This window comes from Sphaerisporangium sp. TRM90804 (assembly GCF_029846175.1).
In the GTDB taxonomy this organism is placed as follows: Bacteria; Actinomycetota; Actinomycetes; order Streptosporangiales; family Streptosporangiaceae; genus Sphaerisporangium.
Window position 1 is genome coordinate 303353 of sequence record NZ_JARWAC010000002.1, and the last position, 19847, is coordinate 323199.

General features: G+C 73.8%; 15 protein-coding genes. 9 read left to right on the top strand and 6 right to left on the bottom strand.

The window, feature by feature from the left end; translation table 11 throughout:
* Positions 1 to 13 precede the first annotated feature (13 nt).
* The gene (locus PYR91_RS03045) at positions 14 to 1171 is read right to left on the bottom strand and encodes a hypothetical protein (RefSeq protein WP_279777201.1); all 1158 of its coding nucleotides are present in this window, start codon (positions 1169 to 1171) and stop codon (positions 14 to 16) included.
* Between the two features lie 119 nt (positions 1172 to 1290).
* On the opposite strand from PYR91_RS03045, the gene PYR91_RS03050 reads away from it, so the two are divergent.
* From PYR91_RS03050 to PYR91_RS03060, 3 genes are all read left to right on the top strand, one after another.
* Positions 1291 to 3960 (top strand): alpha/beta fold hydrolase, encoded by a 2670-nt coding sequence (locus PYR91_RS03050; RefSeq protein WP_279777202.1) that lies wholly within the window; start codon positions 1291 to 1293, stop codon positions 3958 to 3960.
* Positions 3957 to 4793 carry an ABC transporter permease gene (locus tag PYR91_RS03055; RefSeq protein WP_279777203.1) on the top strand — a complete coding sequence of 279 codons (837 nt, stop codon included), beginning with the start codon at positions 3957 to 3959 and terminating at the stop codon, positions 4791 to 4793. The genes PYR91_RS03050 and PYR91_RS03055 overlap by 4 nt, the downstream gene beginning before the upstream one ends.
* A 132-nt stretch (positions 4794 to 4925) precedes the next feature.
* Positions 4926 to 6236 carry a hypothetical protein gene (locus tag PYR91_RS03060; protein WP_279777204.1) on the top strand — a complete coding sequence of 437 codons (1311 nt, stop codon included), beginning with the start codon at positions 4926 to 4928 and terminating at the stop codon, positions 6234 to 6236.
* A 99-nt stretch (positions 6237 to 6335) separates the two neighbouring features.
* On the opposite strand, the gene PYR91_RS03065 is transcribed toward PYR91_RS03060, so the two are convergent.
* Positions 6336 to 6500 carry a hypothetical protein gene (locus tag PYR91_RS03065; RefSeq protein ID WP_279777205.1) on the bottom strand — a complete coding sequence of 55 codons (165 nt, stop codon included), beginning with the start codon at positions 6498 to 6500 and terminating at the stop codon, positions 6336 to 6338.
* 174 nt (positions 6501 to 6674) lie between these two features.
* Between PYR91_RS03065 and PYR91_RS03070 the strand changes: the two genes are divergently transcribed.
* Positions 6675 to 8804 (top strand): NB-ARC domain-containing protein, encoded by a 2130-nt coding sequence (locus PYR91_RS03070; protein ID WP_279777206.1) that lies wholly within the window; start codon positions 6675 to 6677, stop codon positions 8802 to 8804.
* A gap of 27 nt (positions 8805 to 8831) precedes the next feature.
* Here the strand turns inward: PYR91_RS03070 and PYR91_RS03075 are convergent, their stop codons facing one another.
* Entirely contained in the window at positions 8832 to 9785 is a 954-nt protein-coding gene (locus tag PYR91_RS03075; RefSeq protein ID WP_279777207.1) for a 4-epi-cubebol synthase, read from the bottom strand.
* A 101-nt stretch (positions 9786 to 9886) separates the two neighbouring features.
* Complete coding sequence (locus PYR91_RS03080) at positions 9887 to 10318, bottom strand: ankyrin repeat domain-containing protein (RefSeq protein WP_279777208.1); 432 nt, start codon at positions 10316 to 10318, stop codon at positions 9887 to 9889.
* Between the two features lie 77 nt (positions 10319 to 10395).
* Between PYR91_RS03080 and PYR91_RS03085 the strand changes: the two genes are divergently transcribed.
* Together PYR91_RS03085 and PYR91_RS03090 are read left to right on the top strand one after the other, a co-directional pair.
* Positions 10396 to 11301, top strand: a complete 906-nt coding sequence (locus PYR91_RS03085) for a PAC2 family protein (RefSeq protein ID WP_279777374.1) — start codon at positions 10396 to 10398, stop codon at positions 11299 to 11301.
* Positions 11298 to 12350: a Gfo/Idh/MocA family oxidoreductase gene (locus PYR91_RS03090; protein WP_279777209.1), complete on the top strand. Its 1053-nt coding sequence runs from the start codon at positions 11298 to 11300 to the stop codon at positions 12348 to 12350. The genes PYR91_RS03085 and PYR91_RS03090 overlap by 4 nt, the downstream gene beginning before the upstream one ends.
* A gap of 150 nt (positions 12351 to 12500) precedes the next feature.
* Here the strand turns inward: PYR91_RS03090 and PYR91_RS03095 are convergent, their stop codons facing one another.
* Positions 12501 to 13322: a tyrosine-protein phosphatase gene (locus PYR91_RS03095; RefSeq protein ID WP_279777210.1), complete on the bottom strand. Its 822-nt coding sequence runs from the start codon at positions 13320 to 13322 to the stop codon at positions 12501 to 12503.
* Positions 13323 to 13485: 163 nt separating this feature from the next.
* On the opposite strand from PYR91_RS03095, the gene PYR91_RS03100 reads away from it, so the two are divergent.
* Complete coding sequence (locus PYR91_RS03100; protein ID WP_279777211.1) at positions 13486 to 14361, top strand: hypothetical protein; 876 nt, start codon at positions 13486 to 13488, stop codon at positions 14359 to 14361.
* 242 nt (positions 14362 to 14603) lie between these two features.
* Here PYR91_RS03100 and PYR91_RS03105 read toward each other — a convergent pair whose 3' ends face one another.
* Positions 14604 to 17147, bottom strand: coding sequence for a tetratricopeptide repeat protein (locus PYR91_RS03105; RefSeq protein ID WP_279777212.1), 2544 nt, complete (start codon positions 17145 to 17147; stop codon positions 14604 to 14606).
* 464 nt (positions 17148 to 17611) lie between these two features.
* Between PYR91_RS03105 and PYR91_RS03110 the strand changes: the two genes are divergently transcribed.
* Both PYR91_RS03110 and PYR91_RS03115 read left to right on the top strand, forming a co-directional pair.
* Positions 17612 to 19270, top strand: coding sequence for an ABC transporter ATP-binding protein (locus PYR91_RS03110; RefSeq protein WP_279777213.1), 1659 nt, complete (start codon positions 17612 to 17614; stop codon positions 19268 to 19270).
* Positions 19267 to 19845 carry an ECF transporter S component gene (locus PYR91_RS03115; protein WP_279777214.1) on the top strand — a complete coding sequence of 193 codons (579 nt, stop codon included), beginning with the start codon at positions 19267 to 19269 and terminating at the stop codon, positions 19843 to 19845. The genes PYR91_RS03110 and PYR91_RS03115 overlap by 4 nt, the downstream gene beginning before the upstream one ends.
* Positions 19846 to 19847: the final 2 nt, after the last annotated feature.

A 19847-nucleotide genomic window follows, 5' to 3' on the forward strand; every position in this document is an offset into this window, starting at 1 on the left:
CCGGTGGGGGCGCTCAGGTGGACGGGGCCGGGGCCTCGGCCGAGGGAAGGGGAAGCGCGCCCGGTGCGGCCTGGTCGCCGGGGCGGCGGCGGCGTTCGACGCCGAACCAGGCGGCGCCCAGCACGACGGCGGCCACCGGCGCGGACGCCACCATGAACGGCGGGGCGGTGAGCAGCGCCTGCTGCGCGGCGAGCCCCCCGTACACCGCGGCGGTGGCCATGAGCGCGCCGAGGGCGGCCCGAGCCGCCGGGAGCCGGATCATGAAGGCCACGTCGACGCAGACGGCGGCGAGCATCAGGAAGAACGGGACGGCCGAGGGCGGGAAGTCGGCCGCGACGAGCAGCGGCCAGATGGCCGCGCGGTAGGCGACGTAGCCGCCGGCCACCGCCGTGGCGGTCCACCGCCACCCCACCAGCCTGCGCGCCACGACCAGCACGAGCAGGGCCACGACCCCGAACCACACGGGGTACACCCATTCGGGGACGGGCAGCGAGAACTGCACCACCATGCCGCGGTCGATGGGCCGGCCCATCTGGTCGGCCGCGAGCTGCATGAGGATGGGCTCCGCGTACGGCTGGCCGCGGTCCCACGAGGCGATCTCCAGGATGCCGTACTCCTGGTGCTGGCTCGGGAAGAGCGCGTTCTCCAGGAAGAACGCGAAGAGCCCGCCCAGGACGACCGAGCGAAGGCGGCCGTGCGGCGCGCTGACGAACCAGCCCCGGATCACGCCCGCGATCATGAAGGCGGTGCCGATGTAGAGCAGGGCGTGGGAGGGGCTCCACGAGGTGATGTCGAGGCCGTTCACCCGGTGGTTGATCAGGTCGATGGGCACCGCGATCAGGAAGATGCCGGTGCCCCACTGGATGAGCCGCAGCGCCGTGCGGTCGACGCCGTAACCGGTGTAGGCGTGCACGATCACCAGGGTGACCACGATGGCCGTGCCCGCGCTGTTGAGCAGGTGCGGCGGCGCGAGGTCGTCACGCAGCCACTTGAAGTGCCAGGAGACGTCCCAGGAGGCGCCGAGCACCTTGAGGCAGAAGGCCGCGACCCAGCCGAAGTAGAGCACCCGGAGCAGGTCGGCCGGAGTCTCTCGACCGGCGGGCCCCCGCGTCCAGTACGGCAGGGCCCATTCGATGGCCCGTGTGGCCGTGTCCCGCGCTCGTGAAATCACGGGTCGCAATGTTGCCCGTCCTTGACAACCACCGCAATCAGGGATGTCCCCGAATTTACCCCCGTTACCTCGGGCGAGGCCCTCAGCGATCTCTCAGCCGCCCTAAGTAGGCTCTCGGCATGAAGCTACGGGGGAGGCGGCCCGCCGCGCTGGTCGTCTCGGCGCTGCTGGTCCTGGGCGCGGCGGTGTGGGCCCTGTGGCCGTCGCCCCCGCCGGTCAAGGCGCTCGACCAGCGGATCACGGTGGTCGACGGGCCGCGCGACGACCAGCGGGTGAGCCTGGACGCCACCTTCTTCTCCCCTGCCACCGGCGGGAAGGCCCCCGCCGTCCTGCTCGCCCACGGTTTCGGCGGCAGCAAGCGCGGCATGCGGGCCGAGGCCGAGCGGCTGGCGCGGCAGGGCTACGCGGTGCTCACCTGGTCGGCGCGGGGCTTCGGCGCCTCGGGTGGGCAGATCGCGCTGAACTCCCCCGACTACGAGGTCAAGGACGTCCGGCAGCTCGTCGACTGGCTCGCGGCGCGCCCCGAGGTGCTGCTCGACGCCCCGGGCGACCCGCGACTCGGCGCGGCCGGCGGCTCGTACGGCGGCGCGATCACGCTGATGGCGGCGGCGTACGACCGCCGCATCGACGCGATCGTCCCCCAGATCACCTGGTACGACCTCGCCGACGCCCTTTTCCCCGACGCCACGGGCGCCGGCCCCGAGAACGGCGTGTTCAAGCGCATGTGGGCCGGCCTGTTCTTCAGCATGGCCGTCGACTCCCCGCTGGCCCCGGGCGCGGGCGGCCTCGGCGCGCTCGCCGGCGCCACGGGGGCAGACGGCCCCGGCGCGGGCGGGGCGGGCGGCGCCGGGTCGCCGGGGACGCCCACCGGCGGGGCGGGCACGCCCACCGGCGCCCCGGCCTCGCCGGGCACCCCCGGCGCACCGGGCGAGGCACCGGCGGGCGGAGGCGCGCAGGACGTCCAGTGCGGGCGGTTCCTGCCGGCGATCTGCGCGATGTACCAGGAGGTGGCCGAGACCGGCCGGGCCACCCCCGCCGCCGTCGAGACGCTGCGCCGGTCCAGCCCGATCTCGGTGCCCGGCAGGATCCAGGTGCCGTCCCTGCTCATCCAGGGCAAGCGCGACTCGCTGTTCCCGCTGGCCCACGCCGACGCCAACGCCAGGGCCATCGCCGCGACCGGCGCCCCGGTGGAGGTCGCCTGGTTCGACGGCGGCCACGACGGCGGCGACGGCGAGGCCGACTGGGTGGCCGAGCGCACGGCCGCGTGGTTCGACCGCTGGCTGAAGAAGGACGGCACGCCCGCCGGCGACGCGTTCACCGTGACACGGGACGGCGGCCGCGACCCCGGCACGCGCCGCCCCGTGCTCGTGCACGCGTCCGCCGGCCGTTACCCCGGCCTCGCGGGCGCCCGGCAGAGCACCGTCCCGCTCGCCGGGCCCGACCAGACGGTCGCCACGCCTCCGGGCGGCTCCCCCGCGGCCATCTCCTCGGTGCCGGGCATCGGCGGCCTGCTGGGCGGCCTCGGCGGGAGCGCCGGCATCTCGCTCGACATGCCGGGGCAGAGCGCCGCCTTCGAGTCCGCGCCGCTCAGCGCCCCGCTGGAGGTCACCGGCTCGCCGACGGTCCGCGTCCGGGTGCGGGGCGAGGGCGACGTGACGCTGTTCGCCAAGGTCTACGACATCGGCGGGCAGCGTCCCACGCTGCCGCAGGGCCTGGTGGCGCCGCTGCGGGTCAAGGCCACCCCGGCCGGCACGGCCGTCGCGGTCACGCTTCCGGCGATCGACCACCGGTTCGACGCCGGCCACCGGCTGCGCGTCGTGCTGAGCACCACCGACATGGGGTACGCCTCGCCCTCGGCCGCGGCGGCGCACCGCATCGGCCTGGCGGCGCCCGCGCTCGCCCTGCCCACCGACCCGTCGCTGCGCTCGACCGGCGCCGGCCTCGCCTGGTGGACGTGGGCGCTGCCGCTGGCCGCCCTGCTCGCCGCGGCCGTCCTGCTGCTGACCGGGCGCGTGCGCCGCGCCGACACCCCCGACCCCGAGTCGGCCGGCGTCCCGCTGCGGATCAGCGGCCTGACCAAGAGGTACCGCGACGGCGAGCTCGCCGTGGACGACCTGTCGTTCCGCGTGGAGCAGGGCCAGGTCCTCGGCCTGCTCGGGCCGAACGGCGCGGGCAAGACGACGACGCTGCGCATGCTGATGGGGCTGATCCATCCCGACGCCGGCGAGATCCGCATCTTCGGCCGGCGGGTCACCCCGGGAGCGCCGGTGCTGTCTCGGCTGGGGTCCTTCGTGGAGGGCCCGGGCTTCCTGCCCCACCTGTCCGGCCGGGACAACCTGGAGCTGTACTGGCGGGCCACCGGGCGCCCGGCCGGCGAGGCCCACCTGGAGGAGGCGCTGGAGATCGCCGCCCTGGGCTCGGCGCTCGACCGCGCGGTGCGCACCTACTCCCAGGGCATGCGCCAGCGCCTGGCCATCGCGCAGGCCATGCTCGGGCTGCCCGACCTGCTCGTCCTGGACGAGCCGACCAACGGCCTCGACCCGCCGCAGATCGCCGAGATGCGCGGGGTGCTGTCCCGGTACGCCTCCGGCGGGCGCACGGTGATCGTGTCCAGCCACCTGCTCGCCGAGGTGGAGCAGGTCTGCGACCACGTGGTCGTGATGCACCGCGGCCGGCTGGTGGCCGACGGCCCGGTCAGCGCCCTGCTCGGCGGCGGCGCCAAGCGCGCCAACGGCGCCAGGGTCCGCCTGGAGGACGTCTTCCTCGACCTGATCGGAGACAAGGCATGAGCGCGGGTTACGCGCCGGGACGCACGCTGCCGCTGCGGGTGGAGTTCGTGCGGCAGTTCAGGCGCCGCCGCACGCTGACGATGTTCGGCCTGCTGCTGGCGCTGCCGTGGATCCTGGTGGTGGCGTTCACGCTCGGCCCCGAGCCCGCCCAGCAGAGCTCCCTGCGCCTGTCGGACCTCGCGACGCAGGGCGGGCTCAACTTCGCGGCGTTCACGCTGTCGGTGTCGGCGACGCTGCTGCTGGTGGTCGCCGTCGCGCTGTTCTGCGGGGACACCGTGGCGAGCGAGGCGAGCTGGTCGTCGCTGCGCTACCTGCTGGCGGCGCCGGTGCCGCGTGACCGGCTGCTGCGCCAGAAGCTGGTGGTCGCCCTCGGCTTCTCCGCCGCGGCGGTGGTGTCGGTGCCGGTCATGGCGCTGCTGGCGGGCACGCTCGCCTTCGGCTGGAACGACATCCGCCTGCCGGGCACCGGCGAGGTCATCGCGGCCGCCTCGGTGCTGCCGCGGTTCGGCATCGTGGTCGGGTACGCGCTGGTCAGTCAGCTCGTCGTGGCCGCGCTGGCGTTCCTGCTGTCGGTGAGCACCGACTCGCCGCTCGGCGCCGTGGGCGGGGCGGTCGGGCTGGTGATCGTGAGCAGCATCATGCAGGCGGTGGAGGCGCTGGGCGTGGTCCGGGAGTTCCTGCCGACCTTCTGGAGCACCGCCTGGCTGGACGCTCTGGCGCCCGAGCTCGACTGGAGCGGCATGACCAAGGGCGCGGCCCTGTCGGTGACGTACGCCGCGATCCTGGTGGCGGTTGCCTTCCGCCGTTTCCGCCGCAAGGACATCGTGTCCTAGGGCCGCCGTGACGGGTGGGGCGAGGGATGTCTTCCGTGGTCGATATCCATTTCCGTCAACATCGGTACCCGTAGTCTGGAATGATCCTCTCGGTAAATCCTGTCGGATATCGAGAATGACGGACAGTGACTGATGCCCCCCATCGATCAGGTAACGACGTTCGCCTCGGACAATCCGGTCGGCACGGCCATCATCTGCGTGTTCGCCCTGGCCGTTCTGGTGCTCGCCTATTTCGCCCTCCGCGCGGTCTACCGCGCGGCGGCTCACACCTACCGCCGGTTCGCCCACAACCGTCCGGCCGAGGACATCCTCACCATCGTCGCCGCCAGCATCGCCACCGGCGTCTCCGCCCAGGGCATGTGGCGGTTCTCCGGTGACGTGCTCGGCTTCGACGGGCCGCTGCGCATCCTGCTCTTCGCCTTCATCGAAGTGGCCGTGATCACCAGCGCCGTCCGGGCGCGGCGGAACATGCGGGAGAACTTCTCCGCGGGCATCGACGGCATGGCCGTCTGGGTGCTCACCGGCCTGTCGGCGGTGCTGTCGGCCCTGGACGCGCGCAGCCTCGCCGAGGCGATCTTCCGGCTGGCGGCGCCCCTGGTCGCCGCGTGGCTGTGGGAGCGCGGCATGGCCATCGAGCGGCACCGCATCACCGGACGGTCGCGCATCAAGTGGCGGTTCACCCCCGAGCGCGCGATGGTGCGCCTCGGGCTCGCCGAGGTGAGCGACCGCACGGCCAGCGAGGTGGACGCCCACCGCAGGCTCACCCGCGTCGCCCTGGCGGCCAAGCGGGCCCGCGCGCTGCGCGAGGCCGGGGCCTCCGACCGCAAGATGCGCGCCGCGCTGACCAAGCTCGACCGCGTGATGGACCAGGCGGTGGAGCACACCGGCCTGGCGATCGACCAGTCGCGTCAGGAGGCCCTGCTGTCGCAGATCGGCGCCCTGTACAACACCAGCGCGCTGATCGACCTGCGGCCCCCGGTGCCCTGGCAGCCGGAGGAGGAGCGCCCCGAGCGGGGCGGTCCGCACGCGCTGCCCGTCGCCGCCTCCCCGGTCGCCGCCCACCTGCGCGACGACGACGAGGAGGAGGCCGAGATGCTCGCCACGGCCCCGCCGGTCGTCGACACCGCCCAGCGGGCGGCCATGATGCGGGCCGCGCGGGCGTACTGGGACAAGCAGATCGAGCGCAGGTTCGTGCCGCGGGCCGCCGACATCGCCAGGGAGACCGGCCTGCCGCTGGTCACCGCCCGCGAGTACCGCGCGCTGTGGAAGCTGGAGCCCAAGGCGCACGCCCTGATCGAGGCGGCGTACAACGAGCACGGCATCGTCGACACCGGCACGTTCCCCGCCATCGTGGTCACGGAGGGGCCGGAGCAGCCGGACTCCGACGAGCCGCGCCGCGAGGGCCGCGTCCTGACGGTCAACGGCTCGGCGTCCGGAGCCTGAAGCACGACGGACGGCCCGGAGACCGCTGAGGTCTCCGGGCCGTCGTCTTCACTCGACGGGCCCTTCCGGCCTGAGGCCGGGGGCCGTGGACGGGCGGGTTCAGTCCCAGTGCGGAGGGCGTTCCTCCAGCAGATGGGACACGTCGTCGGAGGGGCGCCACTCGCCCCAACCGGCGTCGGTGTCGTCGCTCGTCTGGTCGGGCAGCACCGGCGGCCCCTCTTCCGAGAGGTCCACCGGACGCAGGTCATCCGGGTGCACGGTCACGCCCCCAATGCTACGCGGCGCCGGCCCGCGTGCGATCGTCTGCCCGTCCGGCACCACTCGCCGACCGCCCGGAACCGCCCGTCCCGCGGGCATCGGGGCCGAGGACAGCCGGTGGCCGACGCGTATACGATGCGTGGGCATCAGCACGCCGGAACGACCAACGTGAGGCGGCCCATGGCGACCCCGGCAGGATGGCGGAGAGAGGGCAACCTCCCCGCCGAGCTCACGAGCTTCGTCGGACGCGACCGCCTGCTGGCCACCATCAGGCAGCGTCTCCACGAGTCCCGCCTCGTCACGGTGACCGGCATCGGCGGGGTGGGCAAGTCGCGCACCGCGCTGCGCGTCGCGCACCAGGTCGCCGGGCAGTTCCCGCACGGCGTCTGGTACGCCGACCTGTCGCGCCTGCAGGATCCGACGATGCTCCAGCACACCGTCAACGCGGCGCTGGGCATCGCCGACCAGTCGGCCCGCCCGGAGGTCGAGACCCTCGTCGAGTGGCTGTCGCGCCGCGAGGTGCTGCTCGTTCTCGACTCCTGCGAGCACGTGGTGGACTCCTGTGCTCACCTGGTGGAGCACCTGCTGAGGGAGGTCCCGCAGGTGCGCGTCCTGGCGACCAGCAGGCAGTCGCTGGGCGTGCCGGGCGAGTACTCCATCCCCGTCGCGCCGCTTCGGGTGCCGGGCGAGGACGCCGGCGAGAGCCCGTTCGTCAACGAGTCGGTGCAGCTGTTCACCGAGCGGGCCTCGGCGGTCGTGCCCGGCTTCGGCGTCGACGAGGAGAACATCGCGGCGGTGTCCGAGCTGTGCCGCCGGCTCGACGGCATCCCGCTGGCCATCGAGCTGGCGTCGGTGCGGCTGCGGGCCCTTTCCGTGCGGCAGATGCTCGCGCTGCTGGCCGACCGCTTCAGCCTGCTCGCCGGCGCGAGCCGCACGGCGCTGCCCCGGCACAAGACGCTGCGCGCGGCCATCGGGTGGAGCCACGAGCTTTGCGAGCCGGCCGAGCGGCTGCTGTGGGCACGGCTGTCGATCTTCTCGGGCGACTTCGAGCTGGACGCCGCCCGCTACGTCTGCGCGAGCGAGGACCTCCCGGCCGACAAGATCCTCGACGTCATCTCGGGCCTGGTCGAGAAGTCCATCCTGCTGAGCTCCAGCGAGCGCGCCGGGGCGCGGTACACCCTCATCGACACCCTGCGCCACTACGGCAAGGAGTGGCTCGACAAACTGGAGGAGACCGAGTGGGTGCGGCGCCGCCACCGCGACTACTACCTCCAGCTCGCCGAGCGGGGTGAGCACGCCTGGTCGGGGCCGCGCCAGGTCTACTGGTTCGGGCGCATGCGCCAGGAGCACGACAACATCCGCGCCGCGCTCGACTACTGCCTGCACGACCCGGCGGAGGGGCGCACCGGCCTGGAGCTGCTGTCGTCCCTGTGGTTCATGTGGGTCGCGTGCGGGTTCGCCCGCGAGGGCCGCCTGTACCTGGAGCGCGCGCTGCACGCCTGCCCCGAGCCCAGCAAGGAACGCTGTAAGGCGCTGTGGGTGCTGGCCTACGTGCGCAACGCCCAGGGCGACACCGACGGCGCGCTGGAGGCGGCCGAGCAGTGCGCCACCGACGCCGTGCGGGTGGGCGACTCCATCGCGGTGATCCTGGCCACCAAGATGCAGGGCAGCACGGCGTGGCTCCAGGGCGACCTGCACAAGGCGACGGCTCTGCTGGGCGTGGCGATCGAGTTCCACCGCAGCGGGCGCGAGCTGAACCCGGGCCTGCTGCCGGCGATCGTCGAGCTGGCCGTCGTGCTCACCCAGCAGAACGAGCTGGGTGAGGCCGAGTCGCTGCTGCGCGACTGCCGGCAGCTGTGCGCCGAGCGCGGCGAGCTGTGGCTGCGGTCGTACGCCGTCTGGGCGACGTCGGCGATCGAGCGGGTCACCGGGCGCACCGAGGACGCCGTGCGCAGCGCGCAGGAGTCGCTGCGCATCAAGCGGCACTTCCACGACGTGCTGGGCGCGGTGCTGGCGATGGAGACGCTCTCGCAGCTCGCCGTCGACCAGGGCGACGGCGAGCGCGCCGCGCGCATCCTGGGCGCGGCGCAGACGAACTGGCACCTGTTCGGCATGCCGCAGTTCGGCTCCCCGTTCTTCAGCACCGAGCACGAGCAGCTCGTGAAGGAGTGCAAGAGGATGCTGGGCGAGGAGCTCTACGTCCGGTCCTACCAGCACGGCACGACGATGAACTTCGAGGAGGCCGTCAGCTACGCCATGGGCGAGATCGACCCCGGCCTGGACGAGCCCGGCGAGGCGCCCGGGGCGTGACGCGCCGGGCGCGCGGCGCGGCCTCCGTCAGCTGCGGTGGCCGAGCACGTGGGCCCTGCCCATGGACTGCCAGGCGCGGGTGTAGCGGGGGCTTTCGAGCGAGTAGGCGACGCTGCCGCTGATCCAGGTCTCCAGCCCGCCGACGTAGGCGGTGACCGCCTCGGAGCCCAGGCTCTCCAGCCGGGGCCGCAGGTCGAGCATGCGCACGATGGCGTCGTCGCGCATGCGCCCGATCTGGTTCATCGCCTCCTGGATGGAGCGGTGCCGGTGCCTGGCCAGCACGCTCACCAGGTTGTTGCGGGCGTTGACCCCGCTCCTCTCCTTGGCGTACGACAGCAGGTCGTTGTCCCACACGACCACGTCGTTGGCGGCCTGGCTGATGGCCGTCACGTCGGGGTGGCGCCACTCGTCGGGCGTCAGCGGGAGGCCGGTGGCGAGGTCGATCAGCGCGAACACCGTCAGCATGGCGCCGGTCCTGCGCCGCATGAAGATGTAGTCGCCGTAGGTGGGGACGACGGCGTCCTCGCGGTTGGCGGCCTCCCACACCTGGGCGAACATGTAGTCCTTGGTGACGGTGCGCCAGCGGTCGAGCTGGTCGGGGTTGCCTGCCTCGGCCACCCGCCACTTGACGTCCAGCAGCGCGCGGGCGAAGTTGTCCTCCACGCGCGCCCCGGGCTCGGCGTCGTCGAGCACGGCGAGCAGGTGCGGCAGGGCCCGCGCGATCTCGGCGGCGTGCCGGTCGGACTCGCAGAACGCGTCGTCGAAGGCGAACAGCCAGACGCACCAGTCGGTGACCAGGCGCAGCATGTGAGAAGGGGCGTAGGGATAGGTGCGCGCGCCCAGCCAGCCGTAGGCGGCCTCACGGTAGCGCTCAAGCTCGGCGGGATCCTCGATCATGCGGCTGGCCACCAGCCAGGAGAACGTCTCTCTGTCGACCTCCTCCACCGCGGGATTGGTCAGGCTGGGGAACGGGCACGACAAACGGGGAAGAATAAGCCCGGACGGCGCTAAATCAGCCATCCCCACATCATGGCAACAAACGGCATCCGTAACTACAGCCTGAAGCGGACCGGATGTGGGTGCTACGGGATTTCTCCCGCGAACCAATCGAGGAACTCGGTCAGCCCGAACATGCGCGCGGTGTCGGCGGCCGACGGCGTGCCCCGGTGCGGGTCGGCGCCGGCGGCGAGCAGCGCGCGCACCACCTCGGCGTCCTGCTTGAACACGGCCCCGGCGAGCGGGGTCTGCCCGCGGTCGTTGGCCCGCTCCGGATCGGCGCCGCGGGCCGTCAGCTCGCGCACCGTCTCGGCGTGGCCGTGGTAGGCCGCCAGCATCAGCAGGGTGTCGCCGCGGTCGTTGTGCAGGTCGACCGGCACCCCGGCGTCGACGTAGGCGCACAGCTGGGCGGCGCGCCCTTCCCTGGCCATCTGGAACAGCCGGCCCGCCAGCTCCTCGACCTCCGCGTCCTCCCCCACGTCCCCATTGTGCACCGGGCCCGCCCCTACCCCGGCCATCGGTGCCTCGCCCGGCGGAATCCCCAGCGCGTCCCATAGGTTCTCTCTTGAAAGACGAAAGAAAGGCTGGGACCAACGTGTTCGACCCGACGGATCTCTACCGGCTCGGCGGTGACGTCCCTGAGCTGACCGATCCGGTGCTGCTCTACCATTTTGAGGGCTTCGTGGACGCCGGTGGGGCCGGAAGGCTCGCCATCGGCCACCTGCTCGCCGAACTGGAGCACCGGGTCGTGGCGACGTTCGATGTCGACCGGCTTCTCGACTACCGCTCACGGCGCCCGCTCATGACCTTCGACACCGACCGCTGGGTCGACTGCGAGGCCCCCGAGCTGGCCGTACATCTCGCGCACGACGCCACAGGCACGCCGTTCCTGCTGATGAGCGGCCCCGAGCCCGACCGCGAGTGGGAGCTGTTCACGCGGGCGGTGAGCGCGCTCGCCACCCGGCTGAAGGTCGGCAAGCTGGTCACCGTGCACGGCATCCCCATGGCGGCGCCGCACACCCGGCCCCTGGGCGTGACGGCCCACGGCACCCGGCCCGAGCTGCTGTCCGGCCCCGGCAGCCCGTTCGGCAAGATCCAGGTGCCGGGCAGCGCCGCGGCGCTGATCGAGCTGCGGCTGGGCGCGCGCGGCCACGACGCCCTCGGGTACGCCGTGCACGTCCCGCACTACCTGGCCCAGGCCGAGTACCCACGGGCGGCGGTCACCGCGCTGGAGGCCATCACCCGCAGCACGGGCCTGGTGTTCCCGCTGGAGGGCCTGCGCGACGCCGCCGAGAAGACCACGGCCGAGATCGAGGAGCAGATCGTGGCCTCGGCCGAGCTGTCCACGGCCATCAAGGGCCTGGAGCAGCAGTACGACGCGTTCACGGCGGGCGCGGAACGCGAGAGCCTCATGGCCGAGCCCGCTCCCATGCCCACGGGCGACGAGCTGGCCGCGCAGTTCGAGCGGTTCCTGGCCGAACGCGACGAGAGCGACTCGTGATCAACGTCGGCCTGGTGGGGTACGGCCCCGCCGGGGCGTTCTTCCACGGCCCGCTCATCGCCGCGACCCCGGGCCTTCGCCTGGACGCCGTCGTGACCCGCGACCCCGAGCGGTCCGCCCTGGTGCGCCGCGACCACCCCGGGGCGCGGGTGGTCTCCTCGGCCGAGGAGCTGGTCGGCCTCGGCCCCGACCTCGTGGTCATCGCCTCGCCCAACCGCACGCACGTGCCGTTCGCCACGCTCGCGCTCTCGGCCGGGCTGCCGGTCGTGGTCGACAAGCCGCTGGCCGGCACCGCCGCCGAGGCCCTGGAGCTCGTCCGGCTGGCCGGCGAGCGCGGCGTCATGCTCACGGTGTTCCAGAACCGCCGCTGGGACGGCGACTACCGCACCCTGTGCGAGCTCACCCTCGGGCGGGTCCACCGCTTCGAGTCGCGCTTCGAGCGCTGGCGCCCGGTGCCCAAGGGCGGGTGGCGCGAGACCGGCGGGCCCGAGGAGCTGGGGGGCGTGCTCTACGACCTCGGCAGCCACCTGGTCGACCAGGCGCTGCAGTACCTCGGCCCGGTGACCGACGTGTACGCCGAAGCCGACGTCCGGCGTGCCGGGGCCGGCGACGACGACGCCTTCGTCGCGCTCACCCACGCGAACGGGGCCCGGTCGCACCTGTGGATGAGCGCGGTGGCCGGGCAGCTCGGGCCGCGCTTCCGCGTGCTGGGCTCGGAGGCCGCGTACGTCAAGTGGGGGCTCGACCCGCAGGAGGAGCGGCTGCGGGCGGGCGAGCGCCCCGACGGCCGTCCCGAGTGGGGCGCCGAGCCCGCCGAGCGCTGGGGGGTGCTCGGGGTCGAGGGGCGCAGCCGTCCGGTGGAGACCGTGCCGGGCGCCTACCTCGACTTCTACACCGGCGTCGCCGCCTGCCTTCGCGACGGCGCGCCGCCTCCGGTCGACCCGTCCGGGGTGGCCGACGCGCTGGCCGTCCTGCACGCGGCGCACACCTCGGCCGCCGAACGCCGCGTCATCTCCCTGGAACCCCCGCTGACCCCCACCGCCGCCTGATCACCCGGGGCGGCCGGCACACCGGCCGTCCCGCGGCGCACACCTCGGCCGCCGAACGCCGGGTCAGCCGCCCTGGAACCCCGCCAGACGGGGCCGGCCGTGTGGCGCGCCCGGCAGACCCGGCGGCGCCGGGCCTTCGGGCGTGCGGGGTCAGTCCAGGAGGCGGGCGCGCAGGGCGGTCGTGTCGGCGGCCGTCCAGCCGTGGCGGTCCAGCCAGCCGAGCGCGCCGTCGTAGGTCTCGTCGAGCACCCGCAGGAAGTTCTCCATGAACACCGGGCGCGGCCGGTGGCTCTCGGCGGGGCGGGAGTCCATGTCGGCGCGGTAGGTGTCGCTCTCCCGCAGGCGCGCGAGGATGCCCTCCAGGCGGTCGCCGGTCGCGGCGTAGTCGGTCACGATGGCCTCGCGGGTGGCTCCGGCGACCGAGAGGGCCAGCGCGCACACCACTCCGGTGCGGTCCTTCCCGGCCGCGCAGTGGACGATCGCCGCGCCGTCGCCGCTCGCCAGCACGCGCAGCGCCGCGACGACCGAGTCGGGCCGGTCGCGCAGGTAGCCGTGGTAGAAGCCGAGCACCCTGCGCTCGGCGTCATCGTGCTCGCGCCTGCCCTGCCAGGGGAGCACCTTGGCGCCGTCGACGCGGGCCCGCTCGCCGGGGACGCCGGTGTCGGCCTCGACGTCGGTGTTGCGACCGCCCTCGGGGAAGAGTGTCAGATGATGCACGGTGACCTCGGGCACCCGGGTGAGCGGGCCGGGCCCTTCGAGCGACACCTCGGTGGTGGTGCGCAGGTCCACCACGTCCGCCAGTTTCAGCTCGCCGACGAGGAGCGCGACGTCGGCGTCGGTGAGGCCCTGGAGGTTGTCGGAGCGCAGCACGCGTCCGAATCGTGTGGTCCCGCCGTCGACCGTGGGAAGACCGCCCAGGTCTCGCACGTTCGCGGCGCCGTCTAGAGCTATCCACCTCGTCAGATCGTTCATCACTTCCCAGCCTATATGCGCTTAATGTCCGCAAGGGAAATGCCGCGAGAGCACAGTGTCAAAAGACACCCCCCGGGCGTGGCGGCTGCCATCGTGGTCGCGGGCCGCGCGTGATGTAAAGAAGCGACCATTCGCTCCTCCACCCGCTTCCAGAGGAGTTCACGTGAAAACGCGAAGTCCCTCCCCCGGGCTCGTGCTCGATCCCTGGCTGCCGGCCGACATCGCCCGCGTGCTGCGCGACAGCCCCGAAGCACTCCAGGCCGTGCGCGCCGGCCGGACGCCGCCCGCGTCCGGGCCCGCCCCCGCCACCCTTCTGGGCATGACGGCGCTGCTGCTGTTCATGCTGCTGCTGACCGGCCCGTGGGGCATGGTCACCGTCGGCGCGGTCGCCACCGGCTTCCGCGGCGTCCAGCTGCTCGCGGGGGACCCCCGCGAACGCGAGGCGCGGCGCAGGCTGCGGATCGCGTCCGCGCACGCCGGCCGTTTCCTGCTGCCCGACGACTTCGACGCCGGATGCGGCGCGCTGATGGCCCGGGCACAGGACGCCGCCGCGACGGTGCTCGGCTCGCGGGTCAACCACGCCGGCCTGCTCGACGCGATCGACAACGCGGTCACCCTGCCCGCCGAGCTGTGGCGTCTCGGCCAGCGGCTGGCCGGTCTCACCCGGACCCGGGCCGAGCACGACCGCATCGTCCCGCGCGACCTGCCCGACGACGTCGCCCAGGCCTTCACCCCCTACGAGGAGGCGCTCGGCCAGGTTCTGCGCTCGCTGGAGACGCGCGTGGCCGCTCTGGAGGACTACGCCGGGGAGGTGGCGCGGGCGGACGCCGTCTACCTGGCGTACCAGCGGCTCGGGGTGCTGCGGGAGCGCACCCCGGACTACGAGCGCCTCCTGGCCGAGACCGCCGAGGACGACCCCGCCCTGTCCCCCGTGCTGCGGCTCACCGACCAGGCGCGGGAGATGGAGCTGACCTTCCGCGCGACCCTCACCACCGCCCGCAGGGCCGCCGACCACCTGCGCGCCCTCACCGCCGCCTGAGGACCACCCCCCGAGCCGGGGCCGGCCGTCCCCCACGCGCGCCGGCCCCGGCGCCAAGCACATGCCCGTTCGCACCGACCGCCGGGGGCGCGAGGAGGCGACCCCATCGGCCGGGAGGCGGCGCCGTCAGGAGCCCACTCTCGCCGGTCGCGCAGACGGCGCCGCCGGGAGGAGGCGACCCCCGCCGGTCGGGAGGTGGCGCCGCCGGCAGGTGACCTTCGCCGGTCGCGGAGGCGGCGGCGTCAGGAGGAGGCGACCTCGCCGGTCGGGGAGGTCGCGCCGGGGTGGGTCACCCGGCGAAGGACGCCCTGGGCGCGGGCCATGCCCGCCTGGTTGCCGAGGCTGCGGTAGAGCTCCAGGGCCTGCGTGACCGGCTCGCGGGCCTGCTCGGGACGGCCGGCGTCGGCGAGCACCTCGGCCAGGGTGCGCAGGCTCCTGGCCTGCCACCAGCGGTCGTCCAGCGCCTCGAAGCCGGCCACGGCGCGGCGCAGGGAGGCCACCGCGCGGTCGGTCCGGCCGATGCGGGCCAGGGCACGGCCCTCGGAGACCTCGCTGCGCGCCACGCCCCAGGAGTCGCCGAGCCGTTCCAGCGCCTCCTTGGCGGCCACCACCGACGCGTACTCCTGCAGGCCGTTCTCCGGGTCGCCGATCTCCCCCGCCGTCCGCAGGCAGCGGGCCTCCTCCCACTCCTCCCGCCGGTCGCGGAAGGCCTTGGTCGCGAACAGCAGGGCGTTGCGCGCGATGGCGTACTTCCGTTCGGCGGCCGCGTGGTCGCCCGCCGCCCGAAGCGCGCGGGCCTCGGCGCCCAGCACCTCGCCGAGCGCGCGCTGGGTCTGGGCCTCGGAGTAGCGGTTGGCGTCCTCCTGGAACACCGCCAGCGCCTCCTCCAGCAGCTCGCGGGCCTCGCCGAGCCGGCGCTGCGCTATCAGCAGCTCCGCCAGGTTGCGCTGGGTGCGCGCCGACCACCAGCGGTCGCCCTCGGCCTTGAACACGGCGACGGCGTCGACGAGGTAGCCCTTGCCCCGGTCCAGGCCGCCCTCGTTGAACAGCGCCATGCCGACCGAGCGCATCGCCCGGGCCGCCCACCAGGACTCGCCGAGGCCGGTGAAGATCTGCAGGGCGTGCTCGGCGTCGCGCAGCGCGTCCGTGCGGCTGCCCTGGCCCCCCAGCACGGCGGCCCGCTCCAGCAGGGCGATGCCGAGGGCGCGCGCGTCCCCCATCTGGACCGCCGCCTCGTGGGCGGTCTCGGCCGCGATCCGCCAGTCGGACCAGTAGGCGCGCAGCGAGTGGCTGAGCGAGCAGAAGGCCCGCCCCAGCCCCCAGGCCGGCTCCCACATGCCCAGGGCGCGCGCCTGGTGGACGGCGGCCAGCAGCGCGAACCGCTCGGCGTTGAACCACTCGGCGGCCGGGGCCTGCTCGTTCACCAGCACCAGCGCCCCGGCCTGGCGCTGCGCGCCGCGACGGCGCCAGTCCTGCGGCCAGCGGGCCGTCGCGGCGGCCTCGGCCCTGCGGCGGTACCCGCCGAGGACCCGCCCGACGGCGGCACGGCGCGCCTCCTCCGGCTCCTCCAGCACCGCGCGCTCGCGGGCGTAGAGGCGCACCAGGTCGTGCAGCCGGTACCGCGTCGGCGTGCTCGCGCCCGGGTCGCCCTCCTGGTGGAGGAACTCCACGAGCTGGGCGTCGACCAGCGACTCCAGCTGGTCCTCCCCGTCCATCGCCGAGACGCCGAGCAGGTCGCCCGCGACCCAGCCGGGGACGTCGGGCGCGGAGAGCAGGGCCAGCAGGCGCAGCAGGCGCCGCTGGATGTCGGTGCAGGTGTCGTAGCCGAGCTGGAGCGACGCGCGCACGCTGAGGTCGATCTTGGGCGCGACCTCCAGCTGGTCGAGGCGGCGGCGCTCGTCGCGCAGCCGCTCGGCGAAGTCGGCGAGCGTCCATCTCTCCCGGGTGCGCAGGCGGCCGCCGCAGATGCTGATCGCCAGCGGCAGCAGACCGCACATGCGGGCGATGCGCTCGGCCGACTCCGGGTCGGCGGCGACGCGGTCGTCCCCGGCGAGGCGGGCGAGCAGCTCCACCGCCTGGGCCTCGCTGAAGACCGACAGCTTGCGGTCGTGCGCGTTGAGCAGGAAGAGCGGCTGCCGCGAGGTGACGATGACCGCGCACCCCGAGTCGGGCGGGATGATGTCCCTGACCTGCTCGCCCCGCTCCGCGTTGTCCAGGAAGATCAGGATTCGGCGGCCCCTGGTCCAGGTCCACCACAGCTTCTGCAGCTCGCGCGGGCCGCCCGGGTCGGTGGTGAGCCGCACCCCCAGCGCGCGCAGGAACCCGAGCAGCACCTCCTCCGGCTCCACGGGCAGCTCGGTGCCGCGCAGGTCGAAGTAGAGCTGGCCGTCGGGGTAGGCGTCCTTGATCTCGTGCGCGAACCGCGTGGCCAGCGCCGACTTGCCGACCCCGCCCGGCCCGAAGATCGAGACGGTGAGCGGCGCCGCCGGGGCGTCCTTGCGGCCCGCGCGGCGGCCGGCGAACGCGCGGCGCAGCTCCGCCAGCGAGTCGCCTCGCCCGGTGAAGTGCTCGATGACCGGGGGAAGCTGCGCGGGCACCCCGTCGTCGCCCGCCGCCCCGGGCGACCCGGCGTCCTCATGCCCGCCGCCGCCGGTGGTGGCCCAGGTGAGCACCCCGACCAGCAGGGCGGCGAGCATGGTGACCGCCACCTTGACGGCGAGCGGCAGGTCCCAGACGTCCAGCGAGGTGGCCAGCACGCTCGCGACGGCGGCGCCGATGCCGGCCATCGAGGGCGCCAGGCGGACCAGCAGCCTGCGACGACGACGCGCGCCCGCCCGAGGGCCTGGCCGGTGACCGGCGCGGAGCCTCGGGGCGGTTCGCCGATCCAGTGGCCGCGACGGCCGAGGCATGCGTCCCTCCGAGGGGCGTGACGCGTCTTCTGCCCCGATTCAACCAGATGGACGGTGATCGCGCGCTTCGCCGGAAGGCGCGAACCGGCCGGCGGGCGCTCGGCTTCCTTTCGAACATCGCCCCGCCCGCGAAACACTCTTGTAACGGGGAACGCTTTACCGTGACCGTAATTCAGCTATCCGAAACGTTTAAATCGGACGACACACCCGAAATTTGCCCTTTCCCCGGTAATGCCACTTGCGAGATCATCTCTCCCTTAACCTGCTCTGGGCAAAGATCGGAGGAGCCACCGCGCCGGCTCCTGGACGCCCGTACGAGAAAGGGGAACGGTGATCCCGTCGTGACCGCGCTCATCGAGGTCCGTGACGCGACCGTCCGCTACCTTTCCACCGGGCAGACGGCGCTCGGCACGACCTCCCTCACGGTGCGTCGTGGCGACCTCACACTCGTGAGCGGGCCGTCCGGCTGCGGCAAGAGCACGCTCCTGCGCCTGCTCAACGGCCTCATCCCGCACGCCTACCGCGCACAGGTCGGCGGGGAGGTGCTCATCGGCGGCCGGCCGGCGGCCGGGCGCACCATCCGCGACCTCTCCTCGGTGGTCGGCACCATGCTGCAGGACCCGCGCAAACAGGTCGTCGGCGCCACGGTCGCGGCGGAGCTGGCCTTCGGCCCGGAGAACCTCGGGCTGTCCCGCGAGGAGATCGGGCGGCGGATCGCCGAGGTGGCCGCGCGCGTCGGCATCACCCATCTGCTGGAGCGCGCCACCGCCGAGCTCAGCGGCGGGGAGCTGCAGATGGTCGCCTTCGCGGGCGTGCTGGTGATGCGGCCCTCGGTCGTCGTGGTGGACGAGCCGCTCGCCAACCTCGACCCGGCGGCGAGCCTGCGGCTGATGCGCGAGGTGCGGCGGTTCGTCGACGAGGGCGGCGCCGCCGTGGTCGTCGAGCACCGGGTCGAGGACATCCTGGAGTTCGGTCCCACCGAGGTGCTCTACCTGGAAGGCGGCGTCACCGGCTACCAGGGCCCGGTCGCCGAGTTCCTGCGGGTGGCGCCGGTCGGGCACGTCAGGCTGCCGTTCTCCGCGCTGGTGGCCCGGGCCGCGGAGCTGCCCGAGGTCCCGCCCGCCCCGCCGCGCGCGCGGGAGCGGAACGCCGCGCCGCGCCTGGAGTACCGCGGTGCCCGGCTCGGGTACGGCGAACACACGGTGCTCACCGGAGTCGACCTCGCCCTGGGCCCGCGTGAGCGGGTGGCCGTCCTCGGGCCCAACGGCGCGGGGAAGTCCACCCTGCTGCGGGCCGCCGTGCTGCTCGTCGCCGCCTCCGCGGGCGAGGTGCTCGTGGACGGCGCGCCGGTCGCCGAACGGTCGGTGCTCAGCCTGGCCACCACCTTCGGGTACGTCTTCCAGAACCCCGGCCAGGCGCTGTTCAGCGCCACGGTGGCCCGCGAGCTGGCGTTCGGGCCGCGCAACCTCGGCCGGAGCCCCGAGGAGATCGCCGAGGAGTCCCGGCTGGCCCTGCGCGCGGTGCTGCTGGACGACGAGCAGGACGTCATGGAGCGCCCGCCGCGCACGCTGTCGTTCGGCCAGCAGCGGCGCCTCACCGTCGCGCTGGCGCTGGCGATGCGGCCGCGAACGCTCATCCTGGACGAGCCGACCGCCGGGCAGGACCTGCGCACCACCAACGAGTTCCTCGGCCACGCCCTCGCCGCCCCCAGCGTGGAGAGCGTCTACTTCATCACCCACGACGTCGACCTCGCCCTGACCCACGCCGACCGGGTCGTGGTCGTGGACGAGGGCCGCGTGGTCGCCGACGCCTCCCCCGCCGAGCTGGCACGCGACCGGCAGGTGTGGTCGCGCGCGGGCCTGCGCGCCACGAGCCTGGTCGCGGCGGCGCGCGACCACCTGCCCGACGCGGGGCCGCTCCCGCACCCGTTCGACCTGGCCCGGCGCCTGTCCACCCTCGAACGTTCCAACCCATCCCCCCAGGAAGGAACCGCACCATGACCTACGAACCAGCCAACACGGGCGCGGCCGCCCCACGGGAGCCGATCTTCGCGATCTCCTCCCGCACGGTCGTGTTCGGCGCGGTCGGCGCGGCGCTGTACGCCGTGCTCGGCCTGTTCAGCTTCATCATCCCGGGCACCCAGAGCGTCGCGGTGCGACCCGCGTTCGCGCTGGTGCCGTTCTTCGGCAAGCGCTTCGGCGTCGTCGCCGGCTTCTTCGTCGGCTTCGTCGGCAACGCGATCATCGACCTGATCTCGGGGTACGGCCTGACGTTCTGGAACTGGAGCGTCGCCAACGGCCTGGTCGGCGCCTTCGCCGGGCTGATCTTCGCCTACCTGCCGCCGATCAGGGGCGAGGCCCTGCGCCTGGTCGTCACGGCCCTGGGGTCCCTGGCGGCCACCGCGCTGGGCCTGCTGTTCGTCATCACCGACATCTGGGTGCAGGGCATCGACTTCACCACGTTCCTCACCCTCAACTACGGGCCCGCGCTGCTGGCCAACGGCATCGCCGTCGTCATCCTGACCCCCGCGCTGGACGCCGTCTGGGAGCCGCTGTCGAAGCGGACCGGACGGTAACA